Here is a 19,115-nt window from a genome sequence, read left to right as displayed (position 1 = left end):
CGCCGGGAGTAATGCGGTGCGTGACAGTGTAGATGAAAGGCGGAGTGACGTCTGTTTCTTTCGTCCGGGAAATAAACCCGCCCGTGCCGACGGCACGGGCCGGTGATCAGGCGCCGCGCCAGCGTCTGAAGATCAGTGAGGTGTTGATGCCCCCAAAGGCAAAGTTGTTGCTCTGAATGTAGTCGGTCTCAATCTCACGGGGCGCGCCCATGATGTAATCGAGCTGCCCGGCATCAGCGGCAGGCTGCGTCAGGTTCAGCGTCGGCGCAAACCACCCTTCCCGCATCATCTCAATGCTCATCCAGGCTTCCAGCGCGCCACAGGCCCCCAGCGTATGGCCGAAATAGGATTTCAGCGATGAGACGGGTGTCGTGTCGCCATAGACCGCCGCCGTGGCGAGACTTTCAGCCATGTCGCCCCGCTCAGTGGCGGTACCGTGCGCATTCACATATCCGATTTCAGCGGCGGTAATTCCGGCGCTTTGCAACGCCCGCTCGATACAGATCTGCATGGTTTCCCGCTGCGGCTGGGTGATGTGCGCCGCGTCGCAGTTGGTATGAAAGCCGGTAAGTTCCGCGTAAATCGTTGCGCCACGCGCCTGCGCATGTTCCAGCGACTCCAGAATGAGCGTTCCGGCGCCTTCACCAATCACCAGGCCATCACGCTGCTGGTCAAAAGGTGCCGGCGTGGTGTGGGGCGCATCGTTGCGCTGACTGGTGGCAAACAGGGTGTCGAACACCGCTGCTTCTGACGGACAGAGCTCCTCTGCCCCGCCAGCGACCATCACCGTCTGATAGCCGTGACGAATCGCCTCCCAGGCGTAACCAATCGCCTGGCTGCCGGAGGTGCAGGCGCTGGACGTCGGGATCACCCGGCCGCGCAGGCCGAAAAAGAGTCCGGCATTGACGGCGGTGGTGTGTGGCATCATCTGGACGTAGGTGGTGCCGGTAATATTGTTGGTGTGCTTTTCCGTCAGCATGGTGGCGAACTCGCTGACCGGCCCGGTGCTGCCGGTCGACGAGCCGTAGGCGATACCGGTTTCACCGCTGGTCAGCACCGGATGGTCAATCAGGCCCGCCTGGGTCAGCGCCAGCTCGGTAGCGCGCGTGGCCAGCAGCGACACGCGACCCATCGCGCGGATGCGCTTGCGGGTGTAGTGCGCCGGCAGCGCAAAGTCATCAATCGGTGCACCCAGCAGCGTATGCAGCCCGTCATAGACCTGCCACTCCGGCATAAAACGCACGGCATTACGACCGGCCCGGATCCGCGCCGAGACTTCAGCCCAGGACTCCCCGAAGGCGGTGACGCCGCCCATGCCCGTCACGACGACACGATGGATCACAGCATGCCTCCATTGATCGAAATGACCTGACGCGTCACATAGCCCGCGATATCGGACATCAGATAGCTCGCCAGCCCGGCGACCTCTTCCGCCGCCCCCATGCGCTTCATCGGCACGATCTTCATCGCCTCATCGATGACCTGCGGGGCCAGCCCCTCCATCCCGGTGTCGATCAGACCCGGTGCAATGCAGTTAACGGTGATTTTGCGCTTAGCCAGTTCAATCGCCAGCGCTTTGGTGGCACCGATAATGCCCGCTTTTGCCGCGCTGTAGTTGACCTGACCGCGGTTGCCCATCATCCCCGACACCGAGGAGAGCGTGATGATACGCCCCCCGCGTCGCAGCGCGATCATCGGCATCACGCAGGGCTGGATCACGTTGTAAAAACTGTCGAGGTTAGTGTGGATCACGCTGTCCCACTCCTCATCCGTCAGCGCCGGGAAAGCGGCATCACGGGTGATGCCCGCGTTGCTGACCACACCGTAGTAGGCACCATGCTGCTCAATGTCAGCCTCCAGCGCGGCGCGGGTGGCGGCGCGATCGGCCACATCAAATCCCAGAACGCGACCGCTGCCGCCTGCGGCGACGATCGCCTCAAGGCACTGCTCAGCGCCAGCCCGATCGCGGTTGAAATGGACGATAACCTGAAAGCCATCCCGGGCGAGACGCAGCGCAATTGCGCGGCCGATGCCTTTACTGGCACCCGTCACCAATACCGAATCTGTCATGGTTGATTTCCTTGTGACATTAATTGCTGTAACTCTGCTTCATTGGGTTGATAAGTATTCAGACGACCGCTGGCCAGCAGCTGCGAGCCGTGGCGAATGTCGCCCTCAAAACTGCCCATGCGGTCGTCGCGCATCAGCAGCGTCATTCTGATATCCAGCGTGGCGCGGGCGGGAAAATGGGGCTGATGCGCCCGCCAGCCGCGTCCGCCGAGCAGCATACCGGGGGGGATCAGGGTGGCACCGCCCTGCTTTGCATGCCAGCCTGACCAGACGCCCACGGTCTGCGCCATCATCTCAACGCCAAACCAGGCGGGCAGTTCACCCTGCGGCGTCAGAAAGGGCGTCAGGACGCCACCGGTGCAGGTCGAGACCTGACAGTGAACCTGATCATCGTCAACGCTAATCAGCTGATCGAGCAGCAGCATGGGTGCGGCGTGGGGCAGCCAGTACGCGGCGGGAGAATTAAAAGTCATCGGGGCGTCCCAGTATCAGACAGGTGTTATTGCCGCCAAAGGCGAATGAATTTGAGGCGATGATCGGCCGCTCCAGCGCCTGCGGCTGTAACAGCAGGCCACAATCCGGCAGCGTCTCATCCTGTGCCGCCGTCCGGAAATCCTGGGCAGGCAGGGGCAGATTCTCCTGCAGGATCAGGGCGCTGAGCGCCGCTTCACAGATACCTGCCGCGCCGAGCGTATGGCCGGTCAGGTGCTTGGTCGAGCTGCACGGCACACGGTTACCAAACAGACGCGCGATAACACCGGCTTCCATCTGGTCGTTGAGCGGCGTCGCCGTGCCATGCAGATTGACATAGCCGACCTGCTGCGGCGACAGCGCCGCCTGCTGCAGCGCCATACGCATCGCCCGTTCAGCGCCTTCGCCCTGCGGATGCGGCGCGGACATGTGCCAGGCGTCAGATGATTCGCCCGCGCCCAGCAGCGCCAGCGGCTGCGGTTCACGCGTCAGCAGCATCAGCGCCGCCCCTTCACCGATAGAGATGCCGTCACGATCGCGGCTGAAAGGCGCGCAGCGACGTTCAGAGAGCGAGGCCAGGCTGTCGAATCCGTTAATCGGCATCCGGCTCAGCGAGTCCGCCCCGCCCACCAGCGCCACATCCACCAGACCGGCTGCGATGAGTCGCTCACCGCTGATCACGGCGCGGGCACTGGAGGAGCAGGCGGTCGAAATGGTATAAGCCGGGCCATTCAGTTGCAGGTAGTGCGCCAGAAATCGGGAAGGATCGCCCAGCTCCTGCATCTGATAGTGATAGTCAGGCTGAGGCGCACCAATCTGGCGATCGCCCTCATCCACACCCGAGGTACTGGTGCCCAGCACGATCGCGACCCGGTCAGCCCCATAGCGCGCCACGGCCGCGTCGAGTGCCGGGCGGATCTGCGCCAGCGCCGCCAGCAGCAGCTGATTATTGCGGGTGTTGTGCGCGCGTAAGGCAGCCGGAACCGGCGGCAGCTCGCCCACAACGCGGCCAAGCCAGCAGCTGCGCTCACCGCTCAGCCAGCCGTCACAGCGCTGCATGCCGGGCGCGATGCCCTGTTGCAGATGGGTGGCAATTTCCCGGTTGTTATTGCCCAGCGCATTCAGCATGCCGAAGGCGGAGAGGTAAATCATGAGGCGTCCAGATGTTGAATGCGGATCTGATAGCCAAACGCATGCTGGCGGATGCTGATCGGCTGGCGCAGAGAGCCGCGTTGCAGGTAATCAATTTCGGTCACCAGCTGGTTATCGGCATCGAACAGCTGGCGCTTTAACCCCTGATCCTCCAGCCGCCAGCCGGACGGCAGCTGTTTCAGCCACACTTCCCGCGGCCAGTAGCTGAGCATGATGTCAGCCAGCACCTGGCTGGCTGGCGGCATCTGCGGCAGCGGCATCAGCTGCTGGGTGTGAATGCCACCGGCATCATAGCGCAGGCTGAACAGGCGAATGCCGACCGAGGAGAGTCCGGCCAGATCGATCTGCTGCTCATCGGCGCTGAGCAGCACCAGCAGCGACTGACTCTGACCTTTGACCTGTCCGGTCAGTAATTGCTGCTGCTGAAAAGCGGGATGGATACCCGGCGGCGGCAGCGTAACCTTTACGCCCGGTTTCAGCCAGGCGGTGGGACGGCTGCTGTCAGGTGCCGGTCCGGCGCAGGCGCTGAGCAGCAGCGCCGTCAGCAGAAGAGAGGCGGCGCGGATCATCGTTTACTCCTTGATCGGGTGGGTCGCATCGCCAGCGGCGACAGCAGGAAAGCGCTGAAAATGCCGCTGCATAAAACAGTGCCAAAACTGGCAATCGCACTGGTGCTGCTGAAGACCAGCATGCCCAGCGTCAGTAACGTCGTGATCATCGCCAGCGACACCGCCAGCAACGACGTCAGGGGCGTCCCCTGCGGATTGCTGAAAAAGAGCGTGTAGTTAATGCCGATGCCCAGCACCAGAATCAGCGCCAGCAGCGCAAAGAGATTCAGTGACGCGCCGATCCAGCCCAGCGTGGCCAGCGCCACCGCCAGCGACAGCGCCGACGGCAGCGCGCTGCGTAAGCCCGCGCGCAGGCCCAGACGCAGCACAAACGTCAGCGTGATGAACAGCAGCGCCAGCGCCAGCAGGCCGGTCAGCAGGGTGCGCCAGAAACTGAACAGCCTGTCGTAACCCGCCTTGCGGTCAATCCAGCTGACGCCGCTATGCTGCGCCGCGAGCGCCGCCAGGGCGGCGCTGTTTCTGACCCCGCTGGTGGGGATCAGTACGCCGCTGCGGCCATCCGGCAGCGTCAGCCACAGCAGTCGCCACCCCTCACTCAGCGGACTGGCCAGCCACGCCGCGGGCGTCACCGGCATCGGGGAGAGATCCGGCGCAGCCAGGGAAATCCCCGCCTGCTGCAGGCGGCTCGTCACGGTGGGCACAGCCTGTTGCAACAGCTGGCGATCCTGCTGCTGCTGCGCCAGCGATCGCAGCGGCAGCAGACGATAGCCCTGCAGCCAGCCCTGCTGCTCTGCCCTGCGAAGATCCGGTGCCATTTTTTCCAGCCGCTGCAGGGTCTGCTGCGCGTCATCGCCCCAGACCACAAACCAGGTCTGATCGGCTCGCTGCCCCGTCAGGGCAGCCAGCTGGCGATCCTGTGCCAGCAGCGAGGCCGGCGCACTCTGCAGATGGGCGATATCATCATCCACATTCAGCCGGGCGATACCGGTGGCGGCGAACATCGCCAGCGCCAGCGGTAAGCCGATGCGCAGCCCGCGCTGCCGTCGCCAGGCGGCGAGCCAGCGTGCCAGCGGCACCATCAGCGGCACCGGACGCACCGGCAGACCGCGCACCAGCCATGGATAGATCAGAATCACCGTCAGGCAGGAGGCCGTTAAGCCGCTGGCGGCAAACACCGCCAGCTGACGCAATCCGGGGAACGGAGCCAGCAGCATCAGCAGCCAGGCGATCGCCGTGGTGCCCAGCGCCAGCAGCAGCGTGCCGCGCACTTTACGCAGACTCTCCCACGGCGTCTGCTGATCGCCGTGAACCATCCGCTCGGTGAGATAATAGAGGGTGTAGTCGGCGGAGATGCCGACAATGCTCAGGCTCATCACCAGCGTCATCAGATGCAGTTCCCCGAAGCAGAGCAGCGTCACCACCGTGCCGGTCATGGCTCCCACGGCTACGGAGGTCACCGCGAGCAGCAGTGGTCGCAGTGAGCGGAAGGCCAGCAGCACCAGCAGGATAACGCCCCCCAGCGTCACGCTGCCCAGCGTTCTGACATCATGCTGCGCCCGCTGGCTGGCGTTGTCGCTGAACAGCACCGTGCCGCGCGTCAGCAGTTTCGCCTGCGGCCAGCGGGCTTTCAGCTGCTGCTCCAGCGCGCTGAGCCGCGTCACCAGCGCATGACTTTGCTGCATACTGAAAGCGTTACTGGCCAGTTCAGCGTGCAGGAAATACCACTGCCGTCCCTGCGCATCGCGCACCGTCAGCCAGCCGTTGTGCAGCGTCAGACGTCCGGCATTCTGCGCCAGCGCCAGCTGCGCCCCCCGCACCAGCATCAGCGGATCGCCCTGCAGCTCTTTGCTGCTGACACCCGAAAATGCCGAGAAGAGCTGCGCCAGCAGCCACTCCGCCTGCGCCCCGCCGCCGTTCTGCAAGCGGCTGCGCGTCGCCTCGTCGATCAGGCCATTACGGTGTTGCCAGGCAAACCGGCCCCACGCCTCCTGCTGCCCGGCATCAAGGTCGCCCTGCACCTGCCTGAGGTCAGGCAGCTCGCGCAGCTGCGCCTGCCACCAGGCCGCGATGCCGGGATCGTCCTCTTCACCGGGTGAAACCAGCCACACCAGCTGGCGATCCAGCCGCTGCATAAAGGCCTGCTGCAGCGCGGGCGGCGCAGCCCCCAGATTCTGCTGCGGCAGTAGTGCCAGCACGCTGCTGTTGAGCTGGCTGCGCGGCAGCAGAAAAGAGAGCGCCGCCGCCAGCAGCAGGCAAATGGCGAGCCAGAGGATGGCAAGCCGTCGATCGTTACGGCCCGGCAAAACGCGCCTGCTCCTCGTCGCTCAGCTGCGGCGGTTCAGTACGGGTATTGCTGAGCTGAATCAGCGTTTTATCACCCTGCTTATCGTCCAGCCGGATGCTGTCCAGAAACGCATTGCCCGCCAGCGAGATACGGTTAAAGATTCTGTTAAGCGGCGCCGCTTTCGGGGTCAGCTCCAGCGCCCAGGCACCGTTGCCGCGATCGCTGAAGGCCACCGTGAAGTTCTGATTCAGCACCTTCTGATCGGCCTGGAACAGCGCCCGCAGCAGATGGTTGAACTGGAACATCTGCGGGTTACTGTCGGCAGTGATCACCTGCGGCTTCTGCCCGCTCAGGCTCTGCACCATGCGCTTATCATCCAGCAGCAGCGTCATCACAAACGGGGTCTGCTGATGCCACCACAGTCCCTGCTGACGCGCGATCAGCATCTGCCCGTGCGACACCAGCGGCTGGCGCATCCCGGCAATGGTGCGCGTCTGGGTAAAGTCTGCCCGGATCACCGGCTGGCTGGCAAAACGCTGCTGCAGCTGATCCAGCGTGACCGCGCTGGCGGCACTGGCCCACAGCAGCAGGCCGGTTAGCATGATTTTCAGCATCCTTTCACTCCTAAACGTTCCAGTAAGATATCGGGTGAAACAAAGCACATGGCCTGACTCTCCTGCTCCACCGCCACCTGCAGGGTGTGTGCCTTAGTGGTGATCTGACCGGCGGCGTTTCGCACCTCATAGTCGATGCGCAGGCGGTTCTCAAACTCCGTGATCCGGGCGCTGACGCGAATCGTCTCTTCACAGCGCAGCGGATGACGGTATTTGACCCGGGTGTCGACCACCGGCCAGACGTAGCCGCTGGCCGCCATTTCGGCATAGCTGTAGTTGATGCTGCGCAGCAGGGCTTCGCGCGCGACTTCAAAGAAGCGGAAGTAGTTACCGTGCCAGACCACCCCCATGGGATCGCAGTCGTGAAACGAGACGGTCAGGACGACGTCAGCCTGATGTTCAGTCATGGTCAGACTCCTTGTGGTGCGCCTGCGGATCAGGCAGCGTCCAGAAATCGAAAAAGTTAAACCAGTCGAGCGGTGCCAGCAGCGCGTAATGGGCCAGCCGCGCCGCATAGCGATCCACCGCCTCCTGCAGCGCCTGCTGACGTTGCGCACGCGGCAACAGCAGCGGATCGGCAAAGCGCTCACAGTGAATGCGCAGTTTACCCTGTTGCTGCAGGGCAAACATCAGCAGCACCGGACAGCGCAGCGCGGCCGCCAGCACAAACGGCCCCTGCGGAAAGGGGGCGGGACGACCGAGAAAGTCGCTCCAGATCACCCGTCGCTCGCCGCCACGCTGCGGATTGACCGCTGTGCGATCCCCGACGATCGCGACCCATTCGCCCGCATCCAGTTTCTGTTGCAGCAGGATCGCCGTCTCCGGCCCGATGTCGCTGACCGGCATCAGATTCACCCCGGCCTGCGGGGCAATGGTCTCCAGCACCGCGCGGAAACGGCGGGCGTTGTCGGTAAAGACCAGCGCGTTAATCACCAGACCGCTGACCTGCTGCGCCATGGCGCGGCAGGCTTCGATATCCCCCAGGTGGGAGGCCAGAATCAGCTTCCCCTGCGGTGCGGGCGTGCGGATCACCGCTTCCGCACCCGGGGCAAAATCGATATCACGCCCCCAGCGCAGATCGCCACGCCAGCTGGCCACTTTATCCAGCATCGCGCCGCCAAACCGCAGGAAATGGCGATAGCTGTTAAGCCGGGCCGGCAGCGCAATCTGCCGCTGCTGCGCGGCGTGGCTGACCTGCGCCAGCCACTGCCGGGAGGCGCTGCGCGCACGCTGACCACTCAGCCAGTAAACCGCCACCACCGGCCAGAGCAGCAGGGTAAAAGGCAGGCGTCCACCGTAGCGATAGACGGCCAGCATAAAGCGCAATCCCCACTGCCCGCGCCGTTCCGTTTCCACAGACCAGTGCGTCTGCGGTCTGCGCATCGCCAGCAGGCGGGGGATGCGCGGCAGCATGCCGAAAAAGAGCCGGGTGTGCATCCAGGAGATGCGCAGGTTGTCATAGAGGGCATCGAAGTGCGACAGCCCGCTGACCGGATAGGTGACGCGGGTCGGGATAAAGCGACTGCGGGTGCCCTGCCAGTAGAGCCGCACCATGATTTCAGTGTCGAAATCCATGCGCTGTCCGACAGGCCGGCGGTCGCACAGTGCCAGCGTGGCGGCCAGCGGATAGACGCGGAAGCCGCACATGCTGTCGCGGATCGACAGCGACAGCGTCTCAATCCAGACCCAGAAATGGGTAATGTAGCGGCCATACAGGCGCGATTTGGGGATGGAGTCATCGTAGAGCGGCTGACCGGAGATCAGCGCATCGGGATAACGCGCCGCTTCCGCCAGCATTAACGGCAGATCTTCCGCCTGATGCTGACCGTCCGCGTCGAGCTGAACCGCGTGGGTGAAACCGCGCGCCGCAGCAGCCCGCAGGCCGTGGATCACCGCCGCCCCTTTGCCCTGATTCGTGTCGAGCCGCAGCAGGCTGAGCTGCGGGGCGTGCAGCGTCGCCAGCTGCAGCTGGGTCGCCGCATCGCTGCCATCATCCACCACGATGATCGGCAGGTTAAAGGGTGCCAGCCGCGCCAGCACCGACGCCATCATCGCGCCGTGGTTGTAGCAGGGGATCACGACGCAGGGTGAGAACGCAGTCGTTAACACAGCGCGATCTTCCCGCTGCTGGCACTCTGCTCGCCCGCTTCACTCAGCAGGCTGTAGCGAAAACTCAGGCGCGATTTTTCGGCGTGCCACTCAAGGTGCAGCTGCAGCAGCGCGCCGGGGGGCACCGGCTGCTGAAATTTGATGTTATCGATGGCCGCAAACTGCCTGCCGGGAGCAAGCAGCAGCAGACCATAGTGCATCACCCAATCCAGCTGTGCCACGCCGGGCAGAATGGGCAGGGTCGGGAAGTGCCCCTGAAACCAGAACAGTTCCGGCTCTACCTCTAACGTCAGCGTGACGCTGTTCGCCTGTAACGTTCGGCTGCGTTCAATCGGCAACATGAAAAAGTTCCTCTATTTGCGGCCAGGCGCGTTTGCTCTGGGCGGTGACCGGAATGGTGGCCACAACCCGCCAGTAGCGTGGCATGGCCAGCGGCTCCAGCCAGCGTTGCAACTGCTGTTTCCACTGCTGACGGCGCTGATGCAGCGCCGCCTCATCCAGCGGTCGGGTGGGCGAAAGCACGACGCCTATCGCCTGCCGTTCATGGCGGGTCACCACCAGTGCCACGGCATCCTCTATCTCCGGCAGATCCCGCAGACGGCGCTCAATCTCACTGAGTGAGATGCGCTTGTCCGCGATTTTAACGATGCGGTCATGGCGGCCTGCCAGCTGAAAACCGCCGTCCGGCTGTTTGTGCAGGCGATCGTCCAGTGGGATGCCGTCCGCTGCGCCAATCAGCGGCGACCAGACCTGCCAGCGATCGGGACTCACCTCCTCCAGCCGGACGTCGGGGAAACAGCGCCACGCCTCCCCGGGCCGCGCCCACTGACGCCAGGCCAGGGTGCCGGTTTCGGTGCTGCCATAGATTTCACTGACCCGACAGCCAAAGCGCTGCCAGACCTGCTCAGCATCCGATGCGCGCAGCGCGCCACCGGCGGAGACAATCAGTTCACAGGCGGGCGTCTGCAGCGACCTGTCCAGCCGCGATAAAAAAGCGGGACTGCTGATAAAGGCATAGCGCCAGTGGCGCGGAAGCTGAGCCAGCTGTTCGCCGTAAAACAGCGGCTGGGCGGCGAACGGGCGCGCCAGCGTCATCGGCAGGAAGATCCGGAACGATAAACCGTACAGGTGCTGATGGCTGACCGAAGCAATCACCCGGCACGCCCGGAGCTGTTCACCCCACAGGGCGCAGAGCCAGCGGCTCTCCTGCTCCATCACCGCCAGGGACTTTACCACCTGACGTGGCGTGCCGGTTGAACCCGATGTGAACAGCACCAGCTCAGCCCCGTCCTGCAGCGGCGGCAGCGCGCCCTGCGCTTCGGCCTCATCCCACGCCAGCCGTGGCAGGCTGACCGCCAGCGGCATGTCGCACAGCACGCCATCCAGCCGATCCTGCATCTCATCGAGCAGCGCGGCGCGGGCATGACCCGGCATCACCGGCGTTTTACCGGCATACCAGCTCGCCAGCAGCGCCACGCAGAAGCGGTAGCTGTCGTCAAAACAGAGCGCCCAGTGTGTGCCCGCCTCTGCCGCTAAGCGCTGGCTGAGCGCCAGCACCTGACGGCGCATGGTGCTGAGCATCAGCGTCTGATCGCCCCGCCAGGCGACTTCCCGGTCGGCGCCCGTCAGCCAGTCGGCCACTCTCATGCTTTGCGCCTCACGCGCTGACGGACGCACCACTCCGCGCCCATCAGCGCGGCGATAAGCAGATAGCTGATCGCGCCGTTCCACAATGTCCAGAGTCGCAGATTCCCCAGCAGGCAGGTGAAGAGCGCCATGCTGCCATTGCCGATAAAGAACAGGCACCAGATTTGGGTGACGCGGCGGGTGTAGCGCACCGCAGCAGGCGGAAGCACGGGCTCACGCAGTCGGGCGATACGTTCCACCAGCGGCATCGCGCTCCAGAGCGAGGCGCCAAACAGCAGCAGCATCGCCAGATTGACCGCCACCGGATACCACAGCAGCAGATGCTGCGAGCGCAGCAGCTGACTGCTGATACAGAGCAGCGCGCCGAGCAGGGCCAGCCAGCCCATCACCGCCCCCATGGCCGTATGCTGACGACGCAGCTGCAGCCAGCGCAGCCCAAACAGCAGCGCCAGCAGCCAGAAAAGTCCCTGCCAGCGCGGCTGGGTGAGCGCCAGCCAGACCAGCAACGGCCAGGCCAGCAGCGTCAGCAGATTGAGCAGGCGAAGAGTGGCAGCAGGCACGGCGGGATCAGGCGTCTTCGCGCATCAGTTGTTCGACCGCATCGACCACGTCCTGCACGGTTCGCACCGCGCGGAAGGTTTCCGGTTTGATTTTACGACCGGTGCGTTTTTGCAGGTGAACCACCATATCGACGGCATCGATGCTGTCGAGTTCGAGATCTTCATACAGGCGGGCCTCAGGATGGATATCCTCCGGCGCAATTTCAAACAGGCTGGTCAGCAGGGCCGACACTTCCTGATAAATCTCTTCTTTGTTCATCATAAAATGGTCTCCGCGTTCAGCTGCGCTGTTGGTTGACGAACGCTGCCAGCGTCGCAACAGAGAAGAAGTGGGCACGCAGGGTTTCACTCTCCGCAGAGAGCGTCACGCCGTAGCGATTTTTCACCGCCAGGCCAAGCTCCAGCGCGTCAATTGAGTCCAGGCCGAGGCCGTCGCCAAACAGCGCATCTTCGGTCTCAATATCCTCGGGGCTGAGATCTTCAAGGTTCAGCGTGTCGATAATCATCTGTTTGATATCGTTGATTAATACATCCATACCGGTTTTCGTCTTACCTGTTCTGGGGGACCAGCGCCTGTTGTAAATGGCGGGTCAGGCGACGCGCGGCCAGCGGCTGCGCATCGGGATTGCTTTCACAAAACGACTGACTGTCGATTCGCGGTTGTACACGCACAGTAAACAGCGGTTTAACTGGCGGAATCTGATACCAGCGGCTCTGCTTATCGAGCATGCGCTGGCTGCAGGTGATGTGGACGACGCGCAGATCGCAGCCGGCGCGCACGGCGATATTGGCGGCGCCCCGCTGCAGGGAGAGCGGCTGACCGTAGCGGGTGCGGGTGCCTTCCGGAAAGATCAGAATATTGTCGCCGCGCGCCAGGCGCTGCTGACTGTCGGGCAGCAGCGTCTCCGCTTCACTGTTGATCAGATAGTCGGCCGCGCGGATCACCCCACGCATAAAAGGATTCTTCTGCAGATCGGCCTTCACCAGACAATCCATCTCCGGCAGCACCGAGGCGATCATCACGTAATCGATCAGCGAGGGATGGTTGGCCACGATGAGGCAGCCGCGATCCTGCTGCAGCAGCTCAGCGCCTTCGATGCGGTAGTCGTAGACCCCGGTCAGCCGGCAGAACCGCAGAAAGCAGCGGAAGCTGAACGCGATAGCGCGTCGGGCCAGCAGACGGCGGCGCAGCGAATCACGCTGAACCAGCAGCAGCAGATTAAAGCCCACCAGCGACAGCAGCAGTCCACCCAGGCCAAACAGCGTGAAACTCAGCGCGGTCATCACCAGACGCCAGCAGTAGTTCAGGCGGCTGCCCGCGCAGAGTGCCGGTTGTGAACAGTCAGCCATGTTCTCTCTCCCAGTGCCATGTCAGGCGTTCACCCGGCAGGCTGAACGCGGGCGACGCCGCCAGCCACTGCTGCAGAAAACGCAGGCTCTGCGGCCACAGCGGCGCGTGGGTCTGCGCCGGTTCAGGGCGACCGCTGCAGCGCAATGCCTCGCCTTTACCCAGCAGCAGCGCCACCGCATAAGGCACATTCATGCCCTGCTCCGGCAGCCAGTGTTGATAATAATCGGGCACGCAGCCGTCGAAATCGACCAGCAGCACCTGCTGATAACCCGCCTGATGCAGGGCGCTGACTTCAATCAATCCCTGCTGGAAAGAGTCGATGCCGGCGGCGATGGAGGTGGAGACCAGCGGCGCTTTGGCCGCAATAGTCAGGCTGCCCACCGCCGAGTTGTGAACCGACATGGCAAAATCAGTGGGTGACATCATCTGCTGATCGGCCAGCGTGGTGAGGATGCGCAGATTACGCTCCAGTTCGCCGTGACGGCTGGTGAAGACGATCGCGTCCACCCGCTGCCGGGCCAGCAGTGCCAGCCCGCTCTCAACCGCCGCACGACTGCCGCCGCTCAGACGACGCGCGGTCATCATCGGTAAAAACTGCGGTTTCGCCATCTCTCCTGCGGGATCGATAGCGGTGCCCTGTCGCGCCCAGTCCTGCCAGGCCTTGTGCCCCTGTAATCCTGGAGCCAGGGCCTGCCAGTCGAGCAGTGAGTAAGCGAGTCTCATCTCAACATTCTTTCGTCAAACGTGTGGTGTCAGCAATTATCAGGACGTTACGACTGCCCGGTGCAGAAAAGTGCATTGCTGAACGCCTCTGCCGATCGCGCCACGGGCGTTCACGGTAGAGGTTTATGCTGAGGTTCAGCAATAGCAGCTCATCTGATTTGTCGGCCGGGTGGAGCCAATCTTTATACTCAGGTCCTCTGACGGGACGTTATTGCGACGGGAGACGCCTTATTGCGCCGCCAGCGCCGACAGGCGCAACTGAATGTCCTGATCCAGATTGGCGATCCAGCGGTTGTAGTTACTGTGGATCTGCCCCTGCCCTGCTTTCAGGTTTTCACTGCTGACATAATCGATGCGGTAGTTCTGGCTGGTGTAGGTGATGCGAATGGTCGCCGCGAAACCACGCTGGGACAGGCGGCCAGTGATCACGCCTGGCGAAACGGGGGTCATCACCCATTTACGGCCAATGCCGGCTTCAATGATCGCCGTTTTCATCTGGTTATCGCTGTAGCGCTGCGTCAGGCTCTGATTCACATTATGAATCGGTGCGGTGCGGGCACAACCGGTCAATAACGCAGCAACCACGGCAAGCGTGAAAATCGTCTTCTTATTCATCAGGAATCCCTTCTTTTATGATATTTATCAGTAATATAAACGGATAATTCGCCGTGCGCAGCCTGCGCTTTTCGTGCGCTTTTCCGTCTGGCTGGTGTAAAACCCGCGCATGATACCATCGAATGTAAAGACAGGTAAGCAGAAGTATGCATCGCTTTATAGCGGATATTCGGGGGATTGCGGCGGAGGAAACAGGCTCTCCTGCTGTCGTCAGGGGGCCGATCCGCGCCGTGAAACTCTGGCGACGGCTGGATCGGCCAGGACGACTATGGCGTTGCGGCGGGCGTCCAGCCTCCCCCCAGCGCACGATAGAGATCGATCTGCGCCAGCAGGAGGTTATTTTTGACGGTGACCCGATTAAGCTGGGTGGAAAACAGGGTGCGCTGCGCATCCAGCTCATCCAGATAAGAGGCATAACCGTTCTGATAGCGGTTGCGGGCAATGCGCAGCGCCTCGGTCACGTAGGCCTCCTGCTTTTGCAGCTCCTGAAGCTGGGCCTCTCGCTGCCTGATGGCGTCAACCGCATCGTTGACTTCCGAAAAGGCGTTGCGCACCACTTTTTCATAGCTGTAAAGCGCCTGGTTCCGCGTGGCCATTGAGACATCGACCTGCGCCGTCAGCGCTTCACGGTTCAGCAAGGGCGCCAGAATGCTGCCGCCCACGCTCCAGAGCCGGAACGGATTATCCGCTAACTGATGCAGCACCGAACTCTGCAGGGTGCCGCTGGCGGTGAGATTAAGCGACGGCAGCAGCTTCGCCTGTGACGACGCCAGGCTGGCATCGGCCGCCAGCAGCTGACGCTGCGCCTGCACGATGTCGGGACGGCGGTTGAGTAGCGCAGAAGGCAGCAGCGACGGCATCTCCTGCGGCAGAATCTGGTCAAACTGCTGACGCCGGGCAAGGGTACGCGGGTTCATTCCCACCAGAATGCTCAGCGCATTCTCCTGCTGGGCGATCTGATGCTGCAGCTGCGGTATCTGCGCTTTGGCCGACTGATATTCTGAGGCCGCCTGCATCCACTCCAGCCGGGAGGTGTAGCCGGTTTCAAACTGACGCCGGGCCAGCTTCAGCGAATTATTGCGGGTGGCCAGCGTCGCCTCGGTGACCCGCAGCTGCTCATCCAGCGCACACAGGTTGAGGTAACCTGACGCGACCGAGCTGGCGATGGTCAGCTCAGCGGCAGACGCCGCCGCCTGCTGCGCCGCTAAGGTCGCCTGCGCCGCCGTGATGCTGCTGCTGCGCGCGCCCCACAGATCAACCTCGTAGCTGCCCTGTAAGACGCCCTGAAACACATCGGTCTCATAAGGCTGCCCCGTCACTGACGAGAGCGTGCGTTCACGGGTCGCGGCCACACCGGCGCTGACGGTGGGAAAGTTATCACCCTGCGTGGCGCGCAGCTGGGCGCGATACTGATCGACCCGGGATCGCGCCGTAAGAATATCGGGATTGTTGCGCAGCGCCTGGCTGACCAGCCGGTTGAGATACTCATCATGAAAGGCACGCCACCACTCTGCCTCCGGCGCGGCGCCGGGGCCGACACTCTCCCGCCAGGCCGCCGGGATCGGCAGCGAAGCCGGTGCCTTTTCAACCTGTGTGGCGCAGCCTGACAGCAGCAGTGACAGGGCAGCGATCGCTACGCGGCCCCTCATGGCGTAGCCTCACCGGCGGGCCGGGCGGCCGTATCGATGCTGACCTCCACGGACATGCCGGGACGCAGCTGTGCCATATCCTGCTCCTTCAGGCGGATGCGAACCGGAATGCGCTGTGCGATTTTGACAAAGTTGCCGGTGGCGTTGTCGGGTGAAATGGCACTGAACTCTGAGCCTGCAGCCGGGGAGATAAACTCCACCTCGCCGTTAAAGCGCTTGCCGTCCAGCGCATCGACCCGAATCGTCACCGGCAGGCCGGGACGAATATGGGCCAGCTGGGTCTCTTTCAGATTGGCGATAATCCATTTGTGATTGGGCACCACCGACGTCAGGCGGGTTCCGGCAGTGACATAGGCGCCGGTGCGGACCGACAGCTGACCGAGCTGGCCGTCATCCGGTGCGGTAATCCGGGTATTCGCCAGGTCGATCTCCGCCAGTTCCAGAGCGGCACGCGCGCTGGCGACATCCCCCTCCAGCGCATCACGGTTTACAATGACCGTTTGCAGATTCTGCTGTGCCACGGCGATCTGCGCCGCCGCCTGACGCACCTGCGCCTGCGCCTGGGCGCTGGCGGCACGGGCGGCATCACGCTCACGCACCGAGAGCGATCCATCCGCCGCAAGGTTTTCAACCCGCTTCAGATCGAAGCCGCTTTTTAGCGCCTGGGCTTTGGCATTCTCCAGTGCCGCTTTGTTGCTCTGAATCGTCGCTTCTGCGCTGCGACGCTGCTGCAGGTTATTGTTCAGCGCCGCCTGCTTCATCGCCAGCTGCGCCTGCGCCTGGTGCACCCGCTGACGATAGATCCGATCGTCAATCGTCATCAGTAACTGCCCTTTTTTCACTGGCTGCAGATCGATCACCTCCACCGAGGTGAGATAGCCACTGACCTGCGGGCTGATAAAGGTCACCTGACCGCGCACATAGGCATTTTCGGTGCTCTGTACCGCGCTGGTAAAGGGCCAGAGTTGCCAGGCGTAGAGAATAACCAGCACGCCCAGCACCACAATGCCGCTACCCACGGCGACAGAAAGAATACGGCGGCGATTAACACGTTCGCGTTCTGCAGCCTGAAGCTCATCCTGCTGACTCATTGTTTCTCCCTTAAATCCTGTAATGCGGCCAGCTGTTGCTGCTCACGCAGGTTAAATCGCGCCTGACGCCACTCCAGATAACGGCGACGGGTTAAACGCCAGAGTACCCACATCAGCGTCGCCAGCGCCAGCGCGGCGGTGAGCAGATAGGTGTCGTTATAGGCGAGCACGTTCGCCTGCAGTGTGGCGACCGTCTGAAGCTGGCTGGTGCTCTGCGCACCGCGCAGCACGCTGTCACCCACCAGCGGGTTAAACAGCGCATTATACTGGCTGAGCCGCTCGGTGACATTGGGATCGAGCAGGGAAAGCTGATCGCCCAGCAGGCTGGAGTGATATTTTTCCCGCCAGACCTGAAAGGTGCCCAGAATGGCGGAACCGATCAGACCGCCGAGGTTCTGGCTCATGCCAAACAGCACCACAAAACTGACCAGATTCTTTGGCTGGGTCACGACGCTGCCAATCCCCATCAGCATGGCGGGCGCCATAAAAAAAGCGCTGCTGAAACCCAGCAGGAACTGGCTGAAATACATTTCGGGACCCCGGGTCAGCGGGCTGGATTGCGAATCCATCAGTGAAGCGATAATCATCACCACCAGCGAGGCGACAATCGGCCAGTTCAGATGATTGGGTTTAATGGTCAGCGCGCTGGCAGCAATGCCGACAATGACCCCGGCGATAATAGCCAGCGCCAGACCACGCATCTGATCGTTCTGCAGGCCAAGCTGCTGTAAGAAGCCGACCGCGCCGGTGTTCTGTTCGGCCAGGACGATACGGATCATGATCATCACGATGCCCAGCCGCACCATGTTGCCGCTGCTGAGCCAGCGGGTATTGATCAGCGGATTGCGCCGGTTATGTTCGATCACCATCGCCGCGACAATCAGCGTCAGCGCTATCGCGGTACAGATACCGAGCCAGGGCGTGGTGAACCACCACTCAATCCGCCCCAGCGACAGCACGCCGCACAGCAGCGCCATGCCAGGTGCCAGCAGAATGAAGGTGACGAAATCCATTTTCTCAAAAGTTTTGATGCGGTCACCCGGCGGCAGTTTCACCATCAGCACCCCGCCCAGCGCAATCATCGCCAGACCGAGTTCAAACAGATAGAGACCGCGCCACTCGTTGAGCTGCAGCAGTTCAGAGGAGAAGAGTCGGGCCAGCGGAATGGCGAGTTGCGACACCGTCAGGCCGATAACCAGCGCTTTCAGGCGATGTTTTGCGGGCCAGGCCTGCACCTGATAGTAGATGCCGAGTGAGCTGAGGGCGGCCGCCACCATGCCGTGCGCGGTGCGCACAATAATTGCGGAACTGAGGTCGTTGGCAAAGAGATGAAAGAACGCCACCAGCACATAGAGCACCAGAAACGCCTCGGTAAAGACCCGCAGTCCAAACTGCTGGCGGAACTTCACCAGCAGCAGGTTGATCGAGATATTGCCCATCACATAGACCGCAGGCAGCCAGGCAATTTCATTCGACCAGGCACCAAAGGTGCCCTGCAGATTGACCAGATTTGCTGTGACCAGCGCGTTACTCAGCGCACCGGTCAGGGAAATCAGCAGACCGATCAGGCCAAACGCCAGGCGTTTGGGCATCGGGTGCAGCGGGGTCGAGGGCGAGCCCGGCAGCATGGGTTTTTCGTGCGGTAACCACTCGCGTGCAGCGTAGGGATTTCGCTTTGCCACTGCTACATACTTCCCATACGACTCAGCAGTTGTTGCAGCACACGTTCGGTAACGGCCAGATCCTGCGGATCGATGTCAGCCAGCATCTCCGTACGCAGCGCATCGGCCTCGGTTTTCACGCGGGCAAACGCCTCGTTGCCTTTTTCGGTCAGCACCAGGTGGCGCTTGCGGCGATCTTCCGGCGGCTGCACCCGCGTCAGCAGCGACTGTTTGACCAGTCGATCCACCAGCGGAACCATGCTGGCATCTTCCAGCCCCAGCAATTGCGCCAGTTCGGTTTGCGTCATGCGTTCCGGTTCGCTGGCGATGAGGCCAATAGCCATCCAGCTGCTCATACTTAAGCCGCTGTCTCTGAGATGACGATCTACCGCCAGGCGCCAGGCATGTGCGGTCAGGTGCAGTAAATGGGTGAAGGTACGGGTATGCTGAGACAAATGTTAGCAGCCTAATGGTTAGGATTCTGATTAAATAGAAAGGTTATTATACGCAAAGCAAAACGGGATTGAAAAGCGCCCGTTCTGTTAAAAA

Annotated in this window: 21 protein-coding genes; all 21 read right to left on the bottom strand. The window is 62.4% G+C overall.

Translation table 11 applies throughout. The features are described from left to right. Nucleotides 1-106 precede the first annotated feature (106 nt). A complete protein-coding gene (locus AC6I7A_RS06820) occupies nucleotides 107-1,342 on the bottom strand; it encodes a beta-ketoacyl-ACP synthase (protein WP_009090922.1) in 1,236 nt (411 codons plus the stop codon). After that, complete coding sequence (locus AC6I7A_RS06815) at nucleotides 1,339-2,070, bottom strand: 3-ketoacyl-ACP reductase FabG2 (RefSeq protein WP_009090924.1); 732 nt, start codon at nucleotides 2,068-2,070, stop codon at nucleotides 1,339-1,341. Before AC6I7A_RS06815 ends, AC6I7A_RS06820 begins: the two co-directional genes overlap by 4 nt. Next, nucleotides 2,067-2,543: a hotdog family protein gene (locus AC6I7A_RS06810; RefSeq protein ID WP_058957513.1), complete on the bottom strand. Its 477-nt coding sequence runs from the start codon at nucleotides 2,541-2,543 to the stop codon at nucleotides 2,067-2,069. The genes AC6I7A_RS06815 and AC6I7A_RS06810 overlap by 4 nt, the downstream gene beginning before the upstream one ends. Beyond that, a complete protein-coding gene (locus AC6I7A_RS06805) occupies nucleotides 2,533-3,693 on the bottom strand; it encodes a beta-ketoacyl-[acyl-carrier-protein] synthase family protein (RefSeq protein WP_058957514.1) in 1,161 nt (386 codons plus the stop codon). The genes AC6I7A_RS06810 and AC6I7A_RS06805 overlap by 11 nt, the downstream gene beginning before the upstream one ends. Next, complete coding sequence (locus AC6I7A_RS06800) at nucleotides 3,690-4,262, bottom strand: DUF3261 domain-containing protein (RefSeq protein ID WP_058957515.1); 573 nt, start codon at nucleotides 4,260-4,262, stop codon at nucleotides 3,690-3,692. Before AC6I7A_RS06800 ends, AC6I7A_RS06805 begins: the two co-directional genes overlap by 4 nt. Beyond that, the gene (locus AC6I7A_RS06795) at nucleotides 4,259-6,565 is read right to left on the bottom strand and encodes an MMPL family transporter (protein ID WP_498004636.1); all 2,307 of its coding nucleotides are present in this window, start codon (nucleotides 6,563-6,565) and stop codon (nucleotides 4,259-4,261) included. The genes AC6I7A_RS06800 and AC6I7A_RS06795 overlap by 4 nt, the downstream gene beginning before the upstream one ends. Then, complete coding sequence (locus tag AC6I7A_RS06790; protein ID WP_058957989.1) at nucleotides 6,552-7,160, bottom strand: LolA family protein; 609 nt, start codon at nucleotides 7,158-7,160, stop codon at nucleotides 6,552-6,554. Before AC6I7A_RS06790 ends, AC6I7A_RS06795 begins: the two co-directional genes overlap by 14 nt. Next, entirely contained in the window at nucleotides 7,154-7,567 is a 414-nt protein-coding gene (locus tag AC6I7A_RS06785; protein WP_009090934.1) for an acyl-CoA thioesterase, read from the bottom strand. The genes AC6I7A_RS06790 and AC6I7A_RS06785 overlap by 7 nt, the downstream gene beginning before the upstream one ends. After that, a complete protein-coding gene (locus AC6I7A_RS06780; protein WP_058957990.1) occupies nucleotides 7,560-9,269 on the bottom strand; it encodes a glycosyltransferase family 2 protein in 1,710 nt (569 codons plus the stop codon). The genes AC6I7A_RS06785 and AC6I7A_RS06780 overlap by 8 nt, the downstream gene beginning before the upstream one ends. Next, nucleotides 9,263-9,610 carry a 3-hydroxyacyl-ACP dehydratase FabZ family protein gene (locus AC6I7A_RS06775; protein WP_009090938.1) on the bottom strand — a complete coding sequence of 116 codons (348 nt, stop codon included), beginning with the start codon at nucleotides 9,608-9,610 and terminating at the stop codon, nucleotides 9,263-9,265. Before AC6I7A_RS06775 ends, AC6I7A_RS06780 begins: the two co-directional genes overlap by 7 nt. Further along, a complete protein-coding gene (locus tag AC6I7A_RS06770; protein WP_058957991.1) occupies nucleotides 9,597-10,916 on the bottom strand; it encodes an AMP-binding protein in 1,320 nt (439 codons plus the stop codon). The genes AC6I7A_RS06775 and AC6I7A_RS06770 overlap by 14 nt, the downstream gene beginning before the upstream one ends. Continuing rightward, nucleotides 10,913-11,476, bottom strand: a complete 564-nt coding sequence (locus AC6I7A_RS06765) for a COG4648 family protein (RefSeq protein WP_046101575.1) — start codon at nucleotides 11,474-11,476, stop codon at nucleotides 10,913-10,915. The genes AC6I7A_RS06770 and AC6I7A_RS06765 overlap by 4 nt, the downstream gene beginning before the upstream one ends. A 7-nt stretch (nucleotides 11,477-11,483) precedes the next feature. Beyond that, nucleotides 11,484-11,738 carry an acyl carrier protein gene (locus AC6I7A_RS06760; protein ID WP_009090944.1) on the bottom strand — a complete coding sequence of 85 codons (255 nt, stop codon included), beginning with the start codon at nucleotides 11,736-11,738 and terminating at the stop codon, nucleotides 11,484-11,486. Nucleotides 11,739-11,754: 16 nt separating this feature from the next. Next, nucleotides 11,755-12,012, bottom strand: coding sequence for a phosphopantetheine-binding protein (locus tag AC6I7A_RS06755; protein WP_009090946.1), 258 nt, complete (start codon nucleotides 12,010-12,012; stop codon nucleotides 11,755-11,757). Between the two features lie 13 nt (nucleotides 12,013-12,025). Beyond that, nucleotides 12,026-12,826, bottom strand: coding sequence for a lysophospholipid acyltransferase family protein (locus AC6I7A_RS06750; RefSeq protein ID WP_009090948.1), 801 nt, complete (start codon nucleotides 12,824-12,826; stop codon nucleotides 12,026-12,028). Beyond that, complete coding sequence (locus tag AC6I7A_RS06745) at nucleotides 12,819-13,550, bottom strand: beta-ketoacyl synthase chain length factor (protein ID WP_058957992.1); 732 nt, start codon at nucleotides 13,548-13,550, stop codon at nucleotides 12,819-12,821. Before AC6I7A_RS06745 ends, AC6I7A_RS06750 begins: the two co-directional genes overlap by 8 nt. 228 nt (nucleotides 13,551-13,778) lie before the next feature. Continuing rightward, nucleotides 13,779-14,165 (bottom strand): hypothetical protein, encoded by a 387-nt coding sequence (locus AC6I7A_RS06740; protein WP_058957993.1) that lies wholly within the window; start codon nucleotides 14,163-14,165, stop codon nucleotides 13,779-13,781. Nucleotides 14,166-14,431: 266 nt separating this feature from the next. After that, the gene (locus tag AC6I7A_RS06735; RefSeq protein WP_058957994.1) at nucleotides 14,432-15,814 is read right to left on the bottom strand and encodes an efflux transporter outer membrane subunit; all 1,383 of its coding nucleotides are present in this window, start codon (nucleotides 15,812-15,814) and stop codon (nucleotides 14,432-14,434) included. Continuing rightward, nucleotides 15,811-16,905 carry an HlyD family secretion protein gene (locus AC6I7A_RS06730; protein WP_009090955.1) on the bottom strand — a complete coding sequence of 365 codons (1,095 nt, stop codon included), beginning with the start codon at nucleotides 16,903-16,905 and terminating at the stop codon, nucleotides 15,811-15,813. The genes AC6I7A_RS06735 and AC6I7A_RS06730 overlap by 4 nt, the downstream gene beginning before the upstream one ends. Next, nucleotides 16,902-18,587, bottom strand: a complete 1,686-nt coding sequence (locus AC6I7A_RS06725) for an MFS transporter (RefSeq protein ID WP_058957995.1) — start codon at nucleotides 18,585-18,587, stop codon at nucleotides 16,902-16,904. The genes AC6I7A_RS06730 and AC6I7A_RS06725 overlap by 4 nt, the downstream gene beginning before the upstream one ends. A 2-nt stretch (nucleotides 18,588-18,589) precedes the next feature. After that, nucleotides 18,590-19,021 (bottom strand): MarR family winged helix-turn-helix transcriptional regulator, encoded by a 432-nt coding sequence (locus AC6I7A_RS06720; RefSeq protein ID WP_009090959.1) that lies wholly within the window; start codon nucleotides 19,019-19,021, stop codon nucleotides 18,590-18,592. Nucleotides 19,022-19,115 lie beyond the last annotated feature (94 nt).

It is taken from the genome of Type-F symbiont of Plautia stali (genome assembly GCF_059731105.1).
The sequence above is the reverse complement of the archived record's forward strand: the minus strand, read 5'-3'. Positions and strand labels throughout refer to the sequence as shown.

Bases quoted from the DNA above. Each gene is read 5' to 3' on its own strand.
- AC6I7A_RS06815 (WP_009090924.1), bottom strand. From the start codon at position 2,070: ATGACAGATTCGGTATTGGTGACGGGTGCCAGTAAAGGCATCGGCCGC.
- AC6I7A_RS06810 (WP_058957513.1), bottom strand. From the start codon at position 2,543: ATGACTTTTAATTCTCCCGCCGCGTACTGGCTGCCCCACGCCGCACCC.
- AC6I7A_RS06805 (WP_058957514.1), bottom strand. From the start codon at position 3,693: ATGATTTACCTCTCCGCCTTCGGCATGCTGAATGCGCTGGGCAATAAC.
- AC6I7A_RS06800 (WP_058957515.1), bottom strand. From the start codon at position 4,262: ATGATCCGCGCCGCCTCTCTTCTGCTGACGGCGCTGCTGCTCAGCGCC.
- AC6I7A_RS06790 (WP_058957989.1), bottom strand. From the start codon at position 7,160: ATGCTGAAAATCATGCTAACCGGCCTGCTGCTGTGGGCCAGTGCCGCC.
- AC6I7A_RS06785 (WP_009090934.1), bottom strand. From the start codon at position 7,567: ATGACTGAACATCAGGCTGACGTCGTCCTGACCGTCTCGTTTCACGAC.
- AC6I7A_RS06775 (WP_009090938.1), bottom strand. From the start codon at position 9,610: ATGTTGCCGATTGAACGCAGCCGAACGTTACAGGCGAACAGCGTCACG.
- AC6I7A_RS06770 (WP_058957991.1), bottom strand. From the start codon at position 10,916: ATGAGAGTGGCCGACTGGCTGACGGGCGCCGACCGGGAAGTCGCCTGG.
- AC6I7A_RS06760 (WP_009090944.1), bottom strand. From the start codon at position 11,738: ATGATGAACAAAGAAGAGATTTATCAGGAAGTGTCGGCCCTGCTGACC.
- AC6I7A_RS06755 (WP_009090946.1), bottom strand. From the start codon at position 12,012: ATGGATGTATTAATCAACGATATCAAACAGATGATTATCGACACGCTG.
- AC6I7A_RS06750 (WP_009090948.1), bottom strand. From the start codon at position 12,826: ATGGCTGACTGTTCACAACCGGCACTCTGCGCGGGCAGCCGCCTGAAC.
- AC6I7A_RS06745 (WP_058957992.1), bottom strand. From the start codon at position 13,550: ATGAGACTCGCTTACTCACTGCTCGACTGGCAGGCCCTGGCTCCAGGA.
- AC6I7A_RS06740 (WP_058957993.1), bottom strand. From the start codon at position 14,165: ATGAATAAGAAGACGATTTTCACGCTTGCCGTGGTTGCTGCGTTATTG.
- AC6I7A_RS06735 (WP_058957994.1), bottom strand. From the start codon at position 15,814: ATGAGGGGCCGCGTAGCGATCGCTGCCCTGTCACTGCTGCTGTCAGGC.
- AC6I7A_RS06730 (WP_009090955.1), bottom strand. From the start codon at position 16,905: ATGAGTCAGCAGGATGAGCTTCAGGCTGCAGAACGCGAACGTGTTAAT.